The organism is Allostella sp. (assembly GCF_041913585.1).
Taxonomy (GTDB): Bacteria; Pseudomonadota; Alphaproteobacteria; order ATCC43930; family Allostellaceae; genus Allostella.
Genome location: NZ_JAYSFE010000117.1, coordinates 1 through 14,415, shown reverse-complemented (window position 1 = coordinate 14,415; position 14,415 = coordinate 1). Strand labels below are relative to the sequence as shown.

Here is a 14,415-nt window from a genome sequence, read left to right as displayed (position 1 = left end):
CGGCCGGCGGCGCGACCGGGCGGGCGATCGGCGTTTCCGGCGGCGGCAGCATCCGCTCCACCGTCGGCGGCAGGCTGGCGCCGCCGCGGGCCACCTGATCGTAGACGAGCTTGTCCTGGTGGGGGACCTTCATGCCGCCGGGCTCGGCCGGGCGCTCGCGCGTCGGCGCCGGGTCGGCGCGCAGGATCGGCACCGAGCCGCCGCGCGTGCCCTGGTTCAGGCCCTGGGTGTAGGCGTACCAGACGATGCCGCAGAAGGTGCCGATCACGGCGAGCGCGACCACCCCGATCAGCCACGGGCGCGCCCGCCGCTCGTCGCTGCCGTAGTCCCGGCCGAGCGCCCGCTCGGCGGCGTCGTGATTGAGCTCGATGGTCATGCGCGCATCTCCTCGACGGGTTCGACGCCGAAGACCCGGAGCCCCGCTGCGATGACCAGGGCGAACGCCTGGACCAAAGCCAAGCGGGCCAACGTCAGGTTTTCGTCGTCCCGCACCAGGAAGCGAAGACTTGCGTCGTCTTTGCCCTTGTTCCACAACATATGGTAGGAACTGGCCAGATCATAGAGAAAAAACGCGATTCTGTGGGGCTCGTGCGCCTCCGCCGCGCTCTCCACGATGCGCGGCCACTGGGCCATCATGCGCACCAGCGCCAGTTCCGCCGGATCCGCGATGCCGGACAGATCCACCCCCGCCAGGGCGGCCGGCGAAAGATCGGCGTCCGCCATCGTCTCGCGCGCGTGGCGCAGCACCGAATGCGCGCGCGCATGGGCGTACTGGACATAGAAGACCGGGTTGTCCTTCGACTGCTCGCGCACCCGGGCGAGGTCGAAGTCCAGCGTCTCGGTGTTCTTGCGCGTCAGCATGATGAAGCGGACGACGTCGCGGCCGACCGCGTCGACGACTTCGCGCAGGGTGACGAAGGTGCCGGCGCGCTTCGACATCTTCACCGGCTCGCCGGCTTCGAGCAGGTTGACGAGCTGGCAGATCTTGACGTCGAGCGCCGCCGCCCCGCCGCTGACCGCCGCCACCGCCGCCTGCATCCGCTTGACGTAGCCGCCGTGATCGGCGCCCCAGACGTCGATCTGGGTCGAAAAGCCGCGGCGATACTTGTCGAGATGGTAGGCGATGTCGGCGGCGAAATAGGTCCAGCTGCCGTCGGACTTGCGCAGCGGCCGGTCGACGTCGTCGCCGGATGCGGTCGCCCGGAACAGGGTCTGCGGCCGCGGCTCCCAGTCCTCGGGCAGCTTGCCCTTGGGCGCCTCGAGCACGCCCGTGTAGATGAGGTCCCGGTCCTCCAGCACCTCCAGCGCGCGCTCGATGGCGCCGGCGTCCACCAGGCTGCGCTCGGAGGTGAAGACGTCGTGGTGGACGCCGAGCGCCGCCAGGTCGTCGCGGATCATCGCCATCATGGCGTCGATGGCATAGCGGCGGACGACCGGCAGCCACTCGCCCTCGGGCACGTCGAGCCAGCGATCGCCGTCGCGCTCGGCCAGCGCCTCGCCGACGGCGCGCAGATAGTCGCCGGGATAGAGGCCCTCCGGGATCGGCCCGGTCTCCTCGCCCAGCGCCTCGCGGTAGCGCAGGTGGGCGGAGGCCGCCAGCACGTCGACCTGGCCGCCGGCGTCGTTGATGTAGTACTCGCGGGTGACGTCGAAGCCGGCCTTCTCCAGGAGTGCCGCCAGGGCGTCGCCGACGACCGCACCCCGGGCATGGCCGATATGCATGGGCCCGGTCGGGTTGGCCGAGACGTACTCGACATTGACCCGCTGCCCCTGCCCCATCGTCGAGTCGCCGTAGGCGACGCCCTGGCGCAGCACGTCGCGGATGCGCTCGCGCCAGAATCCCGGCTCCAGGCGGAGGTTGAGGAACCCGGGACCGGCGATCTCGACCGCGACCACGCCTTCGCCAGCCTTCAGGGCCTCGGCCAGCATGTCGGCGACCTGGCGCGGATTGGCGCCGGCGGGCTTCGCCAGGACCATGGCGGCATTGGTCGACAGGTCGCCATGCGCCGGGTCGCGCGGCGGCTCGACGACGATGCGCGAGAGGTCGAGCCCGGCGGGCAGCCGCCCCGCCGCCTGGAGGCCGGCGACGGCGGCCAGCACCCGGTCGTGGAAGTGGTGAAAGACGTTCATGGCCCTCCCTATGCCCCGATTCCGGGCCTTTGTCCCGCGTCAGGTGCGCGCATGGACGTCGAACAGCCGCGTGTGCTCGTCGAGCGCGAAGCGATCGGTCATGCCGGCGATGTAGTCCGCCACGACCCGCACGGCGCGCGCCGTGCCCGGCCCGTCGATCTGCACCTGCCAGTCCCCCGGCAGGCAGTTCGGCTCCGCGACCAGGAGGCCGAAGAGGTCGCGGACCACCCGGCGCGCCTTGCTCGCCATGCGGTTGACCCGCCAGTGGCGGTACATGCGCTCGAAGAGGAAGCCCTTGAGGGCGCGGTCGTGGGTGCGCATCGTGTCGCTGAAGGCGACGACGGGCCCGCCGGCCCGGCGCACGTCCTCGGCCGACCGGGGCCGGAGGTCGGCGAGGCGCGACCGGGTCTCGGCCAGCAGGTCCTCCACCATCCGGTCGATCATCCGCCGCACCCCTTCGTGGATGATGCGCGCGGGCTCGATGCCGGGATGGGCCGCGGCGACCTCGGCGAAGACGGGCCCGGCCAGCGGCACGTCGGCCAGGTCGTCGAGCGTGAAGAGGCCGGCCCGCAGCCCGTCGTCGATGTCGTGGTTGTTGTAGGCGATGTCGTCGGCGAGCGCCGCCACCTGCGCCTCCATCCCGGGCCAGCCGGCGAGGTCGAGCGGACATTCGCGGTCGTAGGCGGCGATGGTCGGCGGTACCGGACGCGGACCCGCCAGCGGACCGTTGTGCTTGACCGTCCCCTCCAGGGTCTCCCAGGTCAGGTTGAGCCCGTCGAAGGCGGCATAGCGGCGCTCCAGCAGGGTCAGGACGCGGAAGGTCTGGTCGTTGTGGCTGAAGCCGCCGAACGCGGCCATGGCGGCGCCGAGCGCTTCCTCGCCGGCGTGCCCGAACGGCGTGTGGCCGAGATCGTGGCCGAGCGCGACGGCCTCGGCCAGGTCCTCGTTGAGGGCCAGCGCGCGGGCCAGCGAACGGGCGATCTGCGCCACCTCGATCGAGTGGGTGAGGCGGGTCCGGTAGTGGTCGCCCTCGTGGTTGACGAAGACCTGGGTCTTGTATTCGAGGCGCCGGAAGGCCGTGGAGTGGATGATCCGGTCGCGGTCGCGCTGGAAGGCCGTCCGGGTGCGGCTCTCGGGCTCGGCCGTGCGGCGGCCGCGCGTCTCCTCCGGCCGGCAGGCGTAGGGGGCGAGGGCGGCGGCGGCCATGATCGGTGCGGAACCCTATCCGATGCGCGGGGGGACCGGCAATCGCGCCGAAACGGCGCCCCTTGGACCCGTCCCCGACACGGATTACATATGGGGCTCCGAACGCGAGGTTCCCATGCCCGAAGGCTCCAACCTGATCGACGCCGATCCGATCGACGGGCGTCGGATGACGCTGACCGAGAATGCCGCCCGCCGCATCCGCGAACTGCAGGAGCAGGACGAGTTCCGCGGCATGTTCCTGCGCGTGTCCGTTTCGGGCGGCGGCTGCTCGGGCTTCCAGTACGGCTTCAGCTTCGACGACCAGCGCACCGCCGACGACCACGAGTTCACCGCCCACGGCGTCTCGGTGGTGGTCGACGACACCTCGCTCGACCTCCTCAACGGCGCCGCCCTCGACTATGTCGAGGAGATGGTCGGCGCCTCCTTCCGCATGACCAACCCGAACGCCTCCTCCTCCTGCGGCTGCGGCAGTTCGTTCGCGATCTGACCCTTGAAGATCGCCACCTGGAACGTCAACTCGGTCAAGGCGCGGCTGCCCAACCTCGTCGCCTGGCTGACCGAGGCGCGGCCGGACATCGTCCTGCTGCAGGAACTGAAGTGCGTCGACGAGGCCTTCCCGGCCGCCGAGATCGAGGAACTCGGCTACAACGTCGCGACGCACGGCCAGAAGACCTACAACGGCGTCGCGATCCTGGCGAAGCGCCCGATCGAGGACGTGCGCCGCGGGCTGCCCGGAAACGACGACGACCCGCAGGCGCGCTACATCGAGGCGACCGTGGCCGGCGTGCGCGTCGCCTCCATCTACCTGCCGAACGGCAACCCCGCGCCCGGCGAGAAGTTCGACTACAAGCTCGCCTGGATGGACCGGCTCGTCCCGCACGTCCGCGAACTGCTGGCGGCCGAGGAGACCTTCGTGCTCGGCGGCGACTACAACGTCTGCCCGACCGACGAGGACGTCTACGACCCGGTCAAGTGGGCCGAGGACGCGCTCTGCCGGCCGGAGAGCCGGGCGCGCTTCCGCACCCTCCTCCATCTCGGCCTCACCGACGCCTTCCGGGCCCTGCATCCCGAGCCGCACCAGTATTCCTACTGGGACTATGTCCAGCGGCGCTGGGAACTCGACCACGGGCTGCGCATCGACCACCTGCTGCTGTCGCCGCAGGCGGCTGACCGGCTCGGCGAATCCGGCATCGACAAGGACCCCCGCGGCCGCGAGCGCGCCTCCGACCACACGCCCGTCTGGTGTACGCTGGCCGACGCTTGATCTTCGGGTAGAAGGCGGGCCTCCGACGCGCGGTCGAAGGCCCGGCGCCGTTCAGGCCGCCTTGAACTCCGGCCCGCCCGGGTTGATGCGCACGCCGGCGCGCAGGCGGGTGAAGGGCAGGTTGGCGGGGTCGACGATCATCGGGCCCGGCGCCTCGACGACCAGGATCGTTTCCGCGATCGGCTGGAAGTCGGCACGGAAATGCACCGAGCTCTTGAGGCCGAGGATCGAGAGCTTCGTCGGCTCGATGCCGACATGCCGGAACATCTCCTGGTCGGCCGCCTGGCACTTCTTCGACGAGACGGCGATGCGCACGCCGCCGATCGACAGGCACGCCATCAGCCCTAGTTCCATGTGGGCGCCGCCGTAGAAGGGGCCGGTGCAGGTGAACTTGCCGTCCCCCAGCTTCTCGACCCGGAAGTCGCCCTCGACCGGCTCGATGCCCGGGACGCCGGACACCGCGCCGAGCTTGAGGTGAATGGTCGCCCCCTCCCCCGCCGCATGGGCGGCCTTGGCCGAGGCGGGGTCCCAGAGCAGGCCGAGCGCGCAGTTCTGCGCGTCGTTGCGGATCATCGCCGCCAGCAGGCCCGTCGTGTCGGAGTTGCCGCCGGCGCCGGGATTGTCCTGGGTGTCGGCGATGACGACCGGCCGGGAGGCTTCCCGGGCGATGCGGGCCGCTTCCTGCACCACCGAATCGGGATCGTAGAGCTTGCCGGCGAAGGCCATCTCGGCCTCGGCCACGGCGTTCGCCATCTTGTCCGCGGCCTCGTCGGCGGCCTCCTGGGTCCAGCCGTAGGCCAGCACCGCCGGGCCGCAATGGTGGATGTCGGCGGCCGGGAAGCCGGGCGTGAAGGACACCGACAGCACGTCGCCGCCCTCGAGCGAGGCGCAGAAGTCGTAGAGCGACTTTCCGGGCTCGACGAAGGTGCATTGCCAGGTCAGCGGGATGAGGAAGGGCAGCTGGCGGTAGGCCTTGTGGACCGGCCGCTTTTCCTTCAGCGCGCGGTCGAGCAGGGCGGCGGCGCGTCCGCCCGTCTCCGCCATGTCGACATGCGGGTAGGTGCGGTAGGCGACCATGAGGTTGGAGAACTCGACCATCTCGGGCGTCGTGTTCGAGTGCAGGTCGAGGCTGGTGAAGACCGGGATGTCGGGGCCGACGATCGCCCGCACCCGGCGCAGCAACTCGCCCTCGCCGTCCTCGAACTGCTCGACCGCCATCGCCCCATGCAGGTCGAGATAGACGGCGTCGTAGGGACCCTGGGCGGCCAAGTCGCCGACGATCAGCGCCGAGATGCGCTCGAAGGCGTCCTGGGTGACGTAGGAGGACGGCACGGCCGCCGCCCAGACGATCGGCACCACCGCATGGCCGCGCTTCTGCAGCACCTCGATCGCGCCCGCCATCGGCAGGTTCATGCCGTGGACGCGCGCCGGCAGCTCGTTGCCGCGCAGCAGCGGCGGCCAGCCGCCGCCCTCGACGAAGGCCTGGTAGGTCGCCTTGGCGGGGGCGAAGGTGTTGGTCTCGTGCTGGAAGCCTGCGACGGCGATGCGCGCCATTCTACTGTCCTCGGATTTCGCTGACCGATGCCGGTGCGGACCCGCACCGGGCGCGATGGTCGCCATGGGCCGGGGCCGCGATCAAGCGATTTCGCCGAACCCTCGCCGAACCCTCATCGACCTGCCACCGAGGTGCCACGGGTTCGTCACCATCGGCCCCTAGGGTCCGCGAGGACGGGAACGCCGGAGTCCGGAGCGATGAGCAGCCTGCGGATGATCTACTCGACCATCAAGTGCCGGGTGACCTACGCCCATCGGCGGCGGCTCTTCGGCCGCTGGCGCGACGAGCGCGAGCAGCGCCGCGGCGCCTGAGGCGCGCGGGGAGGGCGCCATCGCGGCGCCTGCCTGAGGCCGGCGATCCTAGGCCGCGGCGATCCGCGCCAGCGCGGCTTCGAGCTTCGCCTTCGCCTCCTGCGCGGCCTGCGCGCGCTCGCGCTGCTCCTCGACGATCTCCTCCGGCGCCTTCGCCATGAAGTCGGCGCTGCCCAGCTTCTTCTCGATCTTCGCGATCTCGTCGCCGAGCTTGCCGACCTCGCGGGCGAGCCGGGCCCGCTCCTTGGCGAGGTCGATGATGCCGGCCAGCGGCAGCGCGATCGTCGCCTCGTCGACCACGGCCTGGGCGGCGCCCGCCGGCACCTCGCCCGCCGCGATCGCGATCGAAGCCAGGCGCGCCAGCCGCCGGATCAGGTCGCCATGGGTCGCAAGGCGCGCCTCGGTCTCGGCGCCCGCGCCCTTGACCAGCAGCGGCACCTCGGCCGCGACCGGCACGTTCATCTCCGCCCGGATGGTGCGGATCTCCGACACCAGCCGCACGACCCAGCCCATCTCGGCCGCCGCCGGCGCGTCGCGGTGCACCTCGCCATAGACCGGCCAGGGCGAGGTGATGAGGGCCGGCCCGCCGCCCAGCTGCTCGCGCAGCTCCTCGGTGATGTAGGGCATGACCGGGTGCAGCAGCAGCAGGATCTGGTCGAGCACCCAGGCCGTGGTCGCCCGCGTCTCGGCCGCGGCCTCGGCGTCGCCGCCGGCCAGGATCGGCTTGGTGAATTCGAGATACCAGTCGCAGAAGGTGCCCCAGACGAACTGGTAGAGGACGTTCGCGACGTCGTTGAAGCGGTAGGCCGCATATTCCTGCTCCAGCCGCTCGGCGGCGCGCGCGACCTCGCCGACGATCCAGCGGTTGACGCGATGCTTCGCCGCCGTCGGATCGAAGCCCTCGACCCTGACACAGCCGTTCATCTCGGCGTAGCGGGCGGCGTTCCACAGCTTGGTCGCGAAGTTGCGGTAGCCCTCGACGCGGGCCTCGGCCAGCTTGATGTCGCGCCCGGGCGCCGCCAGCGCCGCCAGCGTGAAGCGCAGCGCGTCGCAGCCGAAACGGTCGATCAGCTCGAGCGGGTCGATGATGTTGCCCTTCGACTTCGACATCTTCTGGCCGCGCGCGTCGCGCACGAGGGCGTGGATGTAGACGGTGCGGAAGGGCACGTCGCCCATGAAATGGTGGCCCATCATCATCATCCGGGCGACCCAGAAGAAGATGATGTCGAAGCCCGTCACCAGCACGTCGCCCGGATAGTAGCGGGCGAGTTCGGGCGTCTTCTCGGGCCAGCCGAGGGTCGAGAACGGCCACAGGGCGGAGGAGAACCAGGTGTCGAGCACGTCCGAATCGCGGACCAGATCGACATCGCGGCCGAAATGGCGGCGCGCCGCCGCCACCGCCCCGGCCTCGGTCTCCTCGACGAAGACGGTGCCGTCCGGCGCGTACCAGGCCGGGACCTGGTGGCCCCACCAGAGCTGGCGCGAGACGCACCAGGGCTGGATGTTGCGCATCCACTCGAAGAACGTGTTCTCCCACTGGCGCGGAACGAACTGGGTCGCACCGCTCTCGACCGCGGCGATCGCCGGCTTCGCCAGGGTGGCGGCGTCGACGTACCACTGGTCCGTCAGCCACGGCTCGATGGCGACGCCGCCGCGATCGCCGTGCGGCACGACGTGGGTGTGCGGCTCGACCTTCTCGACGAGGCCGAGCGCCTCCATGTCGGCGACGATGCGCTTCCTCGCCTCGTAGCGGTCGAGGCCGCGATAGGGCTCGGGCACCGTGTCGAGCAGGCGGGCGTCGGCATCGAAGATGTTGATCGCCGCCAGCTTGTGGCGCCGGCCGACCTCGAAATCGTTGAAGTCGTGGGCGGGCGTGATCTTGACCGCGCCGGTCCCGGTCTCGGGATCGGCATACTCGTCGGCGACGATCGGGATCGCCCGGCCGACCAATGGCAGCACGACGTTGCGGCCGACGAGACCGCGGAAGCGCGGGTCGTCGGGATGGACCGCGACGCCGGTGTCGCCCAGCATCGTCTCCGGCCGGGTGGTGGCGACGGTGACGAAAGTGCCTTCCATCCCCTCGACCGGATAGCGGAAGTGCCAGAGGTGGCCCTTGACCTCGCGCTGCTCGACCTCGAGGTCGGAGATGGCGGTGTGCAGCTTGGGGTCCCAGTTGACCAGCCGCTTGTCGCGGTAGATCAGGCCCTGGCGGTGCAGCTCGACGAAGACCTTGCGGACCGCCCGGCTCAGCCCCTCGTCCATGGTGAAGCGCTCGCGCGGCCAGTCGAGCGAGGCGCCGAGGCGGCGGAGCTGGCGGGTGATGGTGCCGCCCGATTCCGCCTTCCACTCCCACACCTTCTCGATGAAGGCGTCGCGGCCGATGGTCTGCGTGTTGGCGTCGGCGACGACGCCGGGCCGGTCGAGGACGATGCCCTTCTCGGCGAGCTGGCGCTCGACCACCATCTGGGTGGCGATGCCGGCATGGTCGGTGCCCGGCTGCCACAGCGCGTCGCGCCCGCGCATCCGGTGGTAGCGGATGAGGACGTCCTGGATCGTGAACGTCAGCGCGTGGCCCATGTGCAGGCTGCCGGTGACGTTCGGCGGCGGGATCATGATCGTGTAGGGCTGCTTGGACGAGCCCGGATCGGCCGCGAAGGCGCCCGACTCTTCCCAGCGGCGATAGTGCTTCGCCTCGACCTCGGCCGGGCGATAGGTCTTCTCGATCATCGAAGGGGAACCCCGTTTCCCGAAACCACCAGCCGCCGCCGCGTTGGTGCGGCGGGGGATCCGTCAGCGCAGGTTGGAGCGCCGTACGATGCGCTCGATCTCCTCGCGGACGACCGCTTCTACGAGAGCAGGCAGGCGGGAATCCAGCCATTCCTTCAGCATCGGCCGCAGCATCTCCTGGACGAGCTCGTCGACGGTGCGTCCGCCGCCCATGAGAAGCGTCCCGAACTCGGCCCCCGCGGCGGCCTGTCCGGCCCGGCCGATGGCGGCGAAGGCGGCGGCCGCCTCGGCGGCGGCATCGGCCGAGACCAGCGGTGCCGGCGGCTCCTGGCGGCCGTCGGCCTCGGGCAGGATCCCGGGCTGGTAGACCTCGGTCAGTTCCAGGATGTCGTCGGCCGGGGCGGCGCGGCGGCGGCCCCGGCGCTCGATCCGGATCGGTTCGACGCGCAGCGCCTCGCCCTCGGCGGCGCGCTCGCCGGCGGCACCGGCCTCGGGCGCTTCCGGGGCCGGTCCGAGGGGCATGGCGATGACCGGCTCCACCTTGGGATCGCGGCCAGTGGGATCGCGGCCAGTGGAATCGCGGCCGGCTTCGCGCGCCGGCGCCGCGGCCGTCCGGCTGCCGTCGTCGGAGATGATCCGGCGGATCGACGCCAGGATTTCCTCCATCGACTGCTCGGCCGGCCCGCGCCGTTCGCTCATCCTGCCCTGCCTTCGCCGCCGTCCGCCGCGGCGGCGTCTAGTCGAGAGGGTCGCCCAGCCCGAACCACTTGTCCTTCACGGACTCGTAGTAGGCGTCCATGTCGTAGATCTCGACCGGCAGGCCGAGATAGCGGGCCGTCAGCCGGCCGGTGGCGCCCGTCAGGTCGTAGATGCCGACGATCTCGTCGCGCTGCGAGCTGACCAGATTGACGCGGGCGTTGAAGAGTTCCTGTTCGGCATCGAGGATGTCGAGGACGGTGCGCGAGCCGACCGCCGCCTCCTGCTGCACGCCGTCGAGTGCGATCTGGGCGGCGCGGATGTTCTCGCGCAGGGCCTCGATCTGGGCGCGGGCGGACTGCAGCGTGTCCCAGCGCGAGCTCGCGAGTTCGACGGCGCTGCGGCGGCTGGTCTCGATGTCGATGCGCCGCTGGCCCGCCGTCTGCTTCGCCTCGCGGACGCGCGAATAGGTCGAACCCGCCTCGTAGAGCGGCACCGTCACCCGCGCCACCACCTGGCCCGTGGTGACCTTGGTGTTGATGTTCTGCGACTCGTCGTTGTGGGTGACCGAGGCGTCGAGCGAGACCGTCGGCAGCAGCTCGCCGGTGATCGAGCGCACGTTGCTGCGCGCGGCGAGCTCGCTGAACCGCGCCGACACGATCTGCGGGTTGTTCGCCTCGGCGAGGCGCTTGGCCTCGTCGCGCGTCGTGGGGGTCTTCGGCACCCGCTTGGGGAAGCTGATGTCGACCGGGATCAGCCCGCTCACCCGCTCGAAGGTGGCGCGCGCCGCCTCGACGTTGCCGTCGGCCTGGCGCTTGTCGGCGACGGCGCGGGCGAGCCGCGACTCGGCCTGGGCGACGTCGGTGCGGGTCACCTCGCCGACCCGGAACCGGTCCTGGGCCGCCTCGAGCTGCCGCTTCAGCACCTCGATGTTGTTGGCGTTGAGCTGGACCACCGCCAGCGCCCGGAACAGGTTCATGTAGGACTGGACCGCCGCGAACAGGACCTGCTGCTCGACGACGAAGACCTGGGCCCGCTGCGCCTGGATCTGGAAGACCGAGCGCTCGGTGTTGGCCACGGTGCGGCCGCCGCGATAGAGCGGCTGGCTCACCTGCAGGCTGGTGCTGAAGGGATTGAGCCGCTCGGTCTGACGGAAGCCCGGGACCTCGGTGCGCTCGCGCGAGATGCCGTAGGAGCCCGACGCCTGCACCGTCGGCCGCCACCCGGCCAGCGCCTGCGGCACCAGTTCGTCGAGCGCGCGCAACCGGGCGCGCTCGGCCAGGAGCTGGGGATTGGTGTTGTAGGTGCTGACCAGCACCTCCTCGAGGGTCTGCGCGCCGACGGTTCCCGGCAGCGTCGCCGCGGCTGCCAGCCACGCCGCGCCGACCATCCGCCTCACTGTTCGCTTCGTGGCCATCGGCACCCTCCACGCCCGCCGCATCGGCGGCAGGCGGCAAATCAGAACACGAACTCGGGCTTGCGCGCGGTTCCGGGCAGCAGCGGCGTCGCCGCGTCGAAGATGATACGCCGCGACAGCGCGCCGCCCGTCCGGCGGACGACGACGGCCCGCCCGACGCCGTCGGCGACCTCCACCGCCAGCAGCCGGCCGCCCTCGGCGAGCTGCCCCTCGACCGCGGCCGGCACCTCGGCGACCGCGCCCGAGAAGAGGATCAGGTCGAAGGGCGCCTGCTTCGGGCAGCCCTCCAGGAAGGCTCCCTCGGTCACGACCGCGTTCTCGACGCCGAGCGCGGCGAGGTTGGCGGTCGCGGTCCGGACCAGCTCGGCATCGCTGTCGATGCCGACGACCGACCCCACGAGACGGGCCAGGACCGCGGTCCCGTAGCCGGTGCCGGAACCGATCTCGAGCGCGAGGTCCGCCGATCGCGGGGCCGAGAACTGCAGCAGCCGCCCCAGCACCATGGGCTCGACCAGGTAGCGGCCGGCGCCGATCGGGATGTCCTCGTCGACATAGGCGACGCCGCGCAGCGCCGGCGGCACGAAGCGTTCGCGCGGAACGTCGAGGAACGCCTGGATGACCGCCGGGTCCGTCACCTTGTTGGGCCGGATCTGGCTCTCCACCATGTTGGCGCGGGCCGCTGCGTAGTCGATCGCCATGGCGTCGGGTCTGTCCACTTGCTGGTCGCGAATCCGATCGTCGCCGCGGGCGGCGCACGGGCGGGTTTTATACTTGCTGCACTGCGGAGAACGCAATCACCCGCCGGCCGACGCCCGCGACCGATTGCTCCACGACGGCGCCTATCCCCCCAGCGACCAACGGTTTTCGGGCACCGACCGGGCGCGCCATCGCCTTGACCGTGCCGGCCGCGGCCGCGTATAGAACGGCCGACCTCGGGGGACCGCTCAATCCCGCACGTCCGGGGCGCGGTGGCCGAGTGGCTAGGCACCGGACTGCAAATCCGTTTATCCCGGTTCGATTCCGGGCCGCGCCTCCAACCTGCCTGAGCCCGCACCGCCGGATCGACCGGCCGGGCCGTCCGCCCGGGCGTCAGACCGACCGCCCATCCGGCCCGCCGCCCCCCGTCTTCCGGCCGCTCGACCCGCGCCTGGAGACCCGTTCGATGCCGAAACCGGCCCGCCGCCCGCGACTGTCCCGCCCCCTCCTCTGGCCCTTCGACCTGGCGGCGCACGAGCGCGCCTACAGCGGGATGACGATGCGCCCCGACGCCCTCGACGCCGAGGAGTGCGACCGGGTGATCGCGCTGGGCGAGGCGGCGCTGGGCCGGACCGGCAGCGCCGGGGAGGCCGGCGAGGGCGTCCATCCGGAAATCCGGCAGTCGACGATCGCCTGGCTGCCGCCCGCGCCGGAGACGCAGTTCCTCTACCGCCGCATTGAGAAGATCGCGCGTGCCGCCAACGACCGGTTCTTCGGCTTCACGCTGCTCGGCATGGGCGAGGCGATCCAGTTCGCGCGCTACGGCGCCGGCGGCGACCATTACGGCTGGCACCAGGACCTGGGCGATGGGCCGCCGGTGCTGCGGAAGCTCAGCGTCGTCATCCAGCTTTCCGACCCCGCCGCCTACGAGGGCGGCGACCTCGAGCTGCGCTTCTCGGAGCGGATCACGCCGACCCGGCGCGACCGCGGCACGATGATCGTCTTCCCGTCCTGGCAGCTCCATCGCGTGACGCCGGTGACGGCCGGGCTGCGCTACAGCCTCGCCTGCTGGATATCGGGAGAACCGTTCCGGTGACCTTCCCCGCGGCCCGCCGCTTCGCGGCCGCCCTCGCCTGGGCGCTGGCCCTTGCGTCGGCCGCGCTTGCGCCCGCTGCACTTGCACCCGCCGCCCTCGGCGATCCGGTGCGGGGCCCGCGGCCCCAGCCCTTCGACGATGCGCGGGTGGCGACGCCCGCCGGGGTCCGGGTGGAGAGCTGGGTGGAGGGGTTGGAAGCGCCATGGTCGCTGGTCTTCCTGCCCGACGGCCGGGCGCTGGTGAGCGAGCGGCCGGGCCGCATCCGCCTCGTCGCGGACGGCCGCCTCGCCGCCGAGCCGGTGGCGACGCTCGGGGTGCGCCAGGGCGGCGAGGGCGGGCTGATGGGGCTGGCACTCGATCCCGGCTTCCCCGCGCGTCCCTACCTCTACGCCATGCACACCCATGCCGAGGCCGGCGAGGTCGGCAACCGCGTCGTCCGCCTGGTGCTGGAGGGCGACCGCGCACGGCTCGACCGCGTCGTCCTCCAGGGCGTCCCCGGGGCCCGCTTCCACAATGGCGGGCGCCTCGCCTTCGGCCCCGACGGCATGCTCTACGTCGCCACCGGCGAAATCTTCGACGCCCCGCGGGCCCAGGTCGCGGCCGACCTCGGCGGCAAGATCCTGCGCGTGACCGCGGACGGCGCCGTCCCGCCGGACAACCCGCTGCCCGGCTCGCCGGTCTGGTCGCTTGGCCACCGCAACGTCCAGGGGCTGGCCTTCCATCCCGCGACCGGCGAGCTCTTCGCCAGCGAGCACGGGCCCTCCGGCGAGTTCGGACTGCGCGCGCTGGACGAGATCAACCTCGTGCGGCGCGGCGGCAACTACGGCTGGCCGCTCGCCGTCGGGGCACCCGGCGACCCACGCTGGGTCGACCCGATCCTCGCCTGGCCGGACGAGGCGACGCCGCCCTCGGGCGCCGCCTTCTGGCGGGGCGACCTCTTCGTCGCCACCCTGCGCAGCGAGGCCCTCCTGCGGGTGCGCCTGGAGCGCGGTCCCGGCGGCTGGCGCGCCACCGCGGTCGCGCGCGGGTTCGCCGCCGGCTCGCGCCGGCCGCTGGGGCGCCTGCGCGACGCCGTCGCCGGCCCCGACGGCGCCCTCTATCTCCTCACCAACAACCGCGACGGGCGCGGCCGTCCGCGCCCGGGCGACGACCGCATCCTGCGCCTCACGGCCGGTTGAACCGCGGCCGCAACAAAGGGTTGGCATCCCGCAAGTCGGCTGCTATAAGCCGCGCCGCGCTGATCCCCGGTAGCTCAGTTGGTAGAGCAAGCGGCTGTTAACCGCTGGGTCGCTGGTTCGAGTCCGGCCCGGGGAGCCA

At 71.8% G+C, this 14,415-nt stretch carries 11 protein-coding genes, 2 tRNA genes and 1 pseudogene; 6 read left to right on the top strand and 8 right to left on the bottom strand.

What is annotated here, in order from left to right; translation table 11 throughout:
• The 3 genes and pseudogenes from ACE3Q3_RS18895 to ACE3Q3_RS18885 all read right to left on the bottom strand — a co-directional run.
• Positions 1–376: pseudogene (locus tag ACE3Q3_RS18895) on the bottom strand (hypothetical protein); the annotation flags it as partial.
• Positions 373–2,130, bottom strand: a complete 1,758-nt coding sequence (gene argS / locus ACE3Q3_RS18890) for an arginine--tRNA ligase (protein WP_374448737.1) — start codon at positions 2,128–2,130, stop codon at positions 373–375. The gene argS and the pseudogene ACE3Q3_RS18895, both read right to left, overlap by 4 nt.
• Positions 2,131–2,169: 39 nt before the next feature.
• The gene (locus ACE3Q3_RS18885; protein WP_374448735.1) at positions 2,170–3,336 is read right to left on the bottom strand and encodes a deoxyguanosinetriphosphate triphosphohydrolase; all 1,167 of its coding nucleotides are present in this window, start codon (positions 3,334–3,336) and stop codon (positions 2,170–2,172) included.
• 115 nt (positions 3,337–3,451) lie between these two features.
• Here ACE3Q3_RS18885 and erpA point away from each other — a divergent pair, with 115 nt between their 5' ends.
• Both erpA and xth read left to right on the top strand, forming a co-directional pair.
• Entirely contained in the window at positions 3,452–3,823 is a 372-nt protein-coding gene (gene erpA, locus ACE3Q3_RS18880) for an iron-sulfur cluster insertion protein ErpA (protein ID WP_374448733.1), read from the top strand.
• Between the two features lie 3 nt (positions 3,824–3,826).
• The gene (gene xth, locus ACE3Q3_RS18875) at positions 3,827–4,600 is read left to right on the top strand and encodes an exodeoxyribonuclease III (protein WP_374448731.1); all 774 of its coding nucleotides are present in this window, start codon (positions 3,827–3,829) and stop codon (positions 4,598–4,600) included.
• A 51-nt stretch (positions 4,601–4,651) separates the two neighbouring features.
• Here the strand turns inward: xth and ACE3Q3_RS18870 are convergent, their stop codons facing one another.
• The 5 genes from ACE3Q3_RS18870 to ACE3Q3_RS18850 all read right to left on the bottom strand — a co-directional run bounded on the left by ACE3Q3_RS18870 (position 4,652) and on the right by ACE3Q3_RS18850 (position 12,022).
• On the bottom strand, positions 4,652–6,154 hold the full coding sequence (locus ACE3Q3_RS18870; RefSeq protein ID WP_374448729.1) for a M81 family metallopeptidase: 1,503 nt from the start codon (positions 6,152–6,154) through the stop codon (positions 4,652–4,654).
• Between the two features lie 360 nt (positions 6,155–6,514).
• Complete coding sequence (locus tag ACE3Q3_RS18865) at positions 6,515–9,193, bottom strand: valine--tRNA ligase (RefSeq protein ID WP_374448727.1); 2,679 nt, start codon at positions 9,191–9,193, stop codon at positions 6,515–6,517.
• 63 nt (positions 9,194–9,256) lie between these two features.
• Positions 9,257–9,892, bottom strand: a complete 636-nt coding sequence (locus tag ACE3Q3_RS18860) for a DUF2497 domain-containing protein (protein WP_374448725.1) — start codon at positions 9,890–9,892, stop codon at positions 9,257–9,259.
• Between the two features lie 37 nt (positions 9,893–9,929).
• Positions 9,930–11,306, bottom strand: a complete 1,377-nt coding sequence (locus tag ACE3Q3_RS18855) for a TolC family outer membrane protein (protein WP_374448723.1) — start codon at positions 11,304–11,306, stop codon at positions 9,930–9,932.
• A 41-nt stretch (positions 11,307–11,347) separates the two neighbouring features.
• Positions 11,348–12,022, bottom strand: coding sequence for a protein-L-isoaspartate O-methyltransferase (locus ACE3Q3_RS18850; RefSeq protein WP_374448721.1), 675 nt, complete (start codon positions 12,020–12,022; stop codon positions 11,348–11,350).
• 246 nt (positions 12,023–12,268) lie between these two features.
• On the opposite strand from ACE3Q3_RS18850, the gene ACE3Q3_RS18845 reads away from it, so the two are divergent.
• From ACE3Q3_RS18845 to ACE3Q3_RS18830, 4 genes are all read left to right on the top strand, one after another.
• Positions 12,269–12,342 (top strand) — tRNA-Cys (locus tag ACE3Q3_RS18845).
• Positions 12,343–12,468: 126 nt separating this feature from the next.
• Positions 12,469–13,098, top strand: coding sequence for a 2OG-Fe(II) oxygenase (locus ACE3Q3_RS18840; protein ID WP_374448719.1), 630 nt, complete (start codon positions 12,469–12,471; stop codon positions 13,096–13,098).
• The gene (locus ACE3Q3_RS18835) at positions 13,095–14,276 is read left to right on the top strand and encodes a PQQ-dependent sugar dehydrogenase (RefSeq protein WP_374448717.1); all 1,182 of its coding nucleotides are present in this window, start codon (positions 13,095–13,097) and stop codon (positions 14,274–14,276) included. The genes ACE3Q3_RS18840 and ACE3Q3_RS18835 overlap by 4 nt, the downstream gene beginning before the upstream one ends.
• 63 nt (positions 14,277–14,339) lie before the next feature.
• Positions 14,340–14,415: transfer RNA gene (locus ACE3Q3_RS18830), tRNA-Asn, on the top strand.

Coding starts and splice junctions, on each gene's coding strand:
- argS (WP_374448737.1), bottom strand. CDS start 2,130: ATGAACGTCTTTCACCACTTCCACGACCGGGTGCTGGCCGCCGTCGCC.
- ACE3Q3_RS18885 (WP_374448735.1), bottom strand. CDS start 3,336: ATGGCCGCCGCCGCCCTCGCCCCCTACGCCTGCCGGCCGGAGGAGACG.
- erpA (WP_374448733.1), top strand. CDS start 3,452: ATGCCCGAAGGCTCCAACCTGATCGACGCCGATCCGATCGACGGGCGT.
- ACE3Q3_RS18870 (WP_374448729.1), bottom strand. CDS start 6,154: ATGGCGCGCATCGCCGTCGCAGGCTTCCAGCACGAGACCAACACCTTC.
- ACE3Q3_RS18865 (WP_374448727.1), bottom strand. CDS start 9,193: ATGATCGAGAAGACCTATCGCCCGGCCGAGGTCGAGGCGAAGCACTAT.
- ACE3Q3_RS18860 (WP_374448725.1), bottom strand. CDS start 9,892: ATGAGCGAACGGCGCGGGCCGGCCGAGCAGTCGATGGAGGAAATCCTG.
- ACE3Q3_RS18855 (WP_374448723.1), bottom strand. CDS start 11,306: ATGGCCACGAAGCGAACAGTGAGGCGGATGGTCGGCGCGGCGTGGCTG.
- ACE3Q3_RS18840 (WP_374448719.1), top strand. CDS start 12,469: ATGCCGAAACCGGCCCGCCGCCCGCGACTGTCCCGCCCCCTCCTCTGG.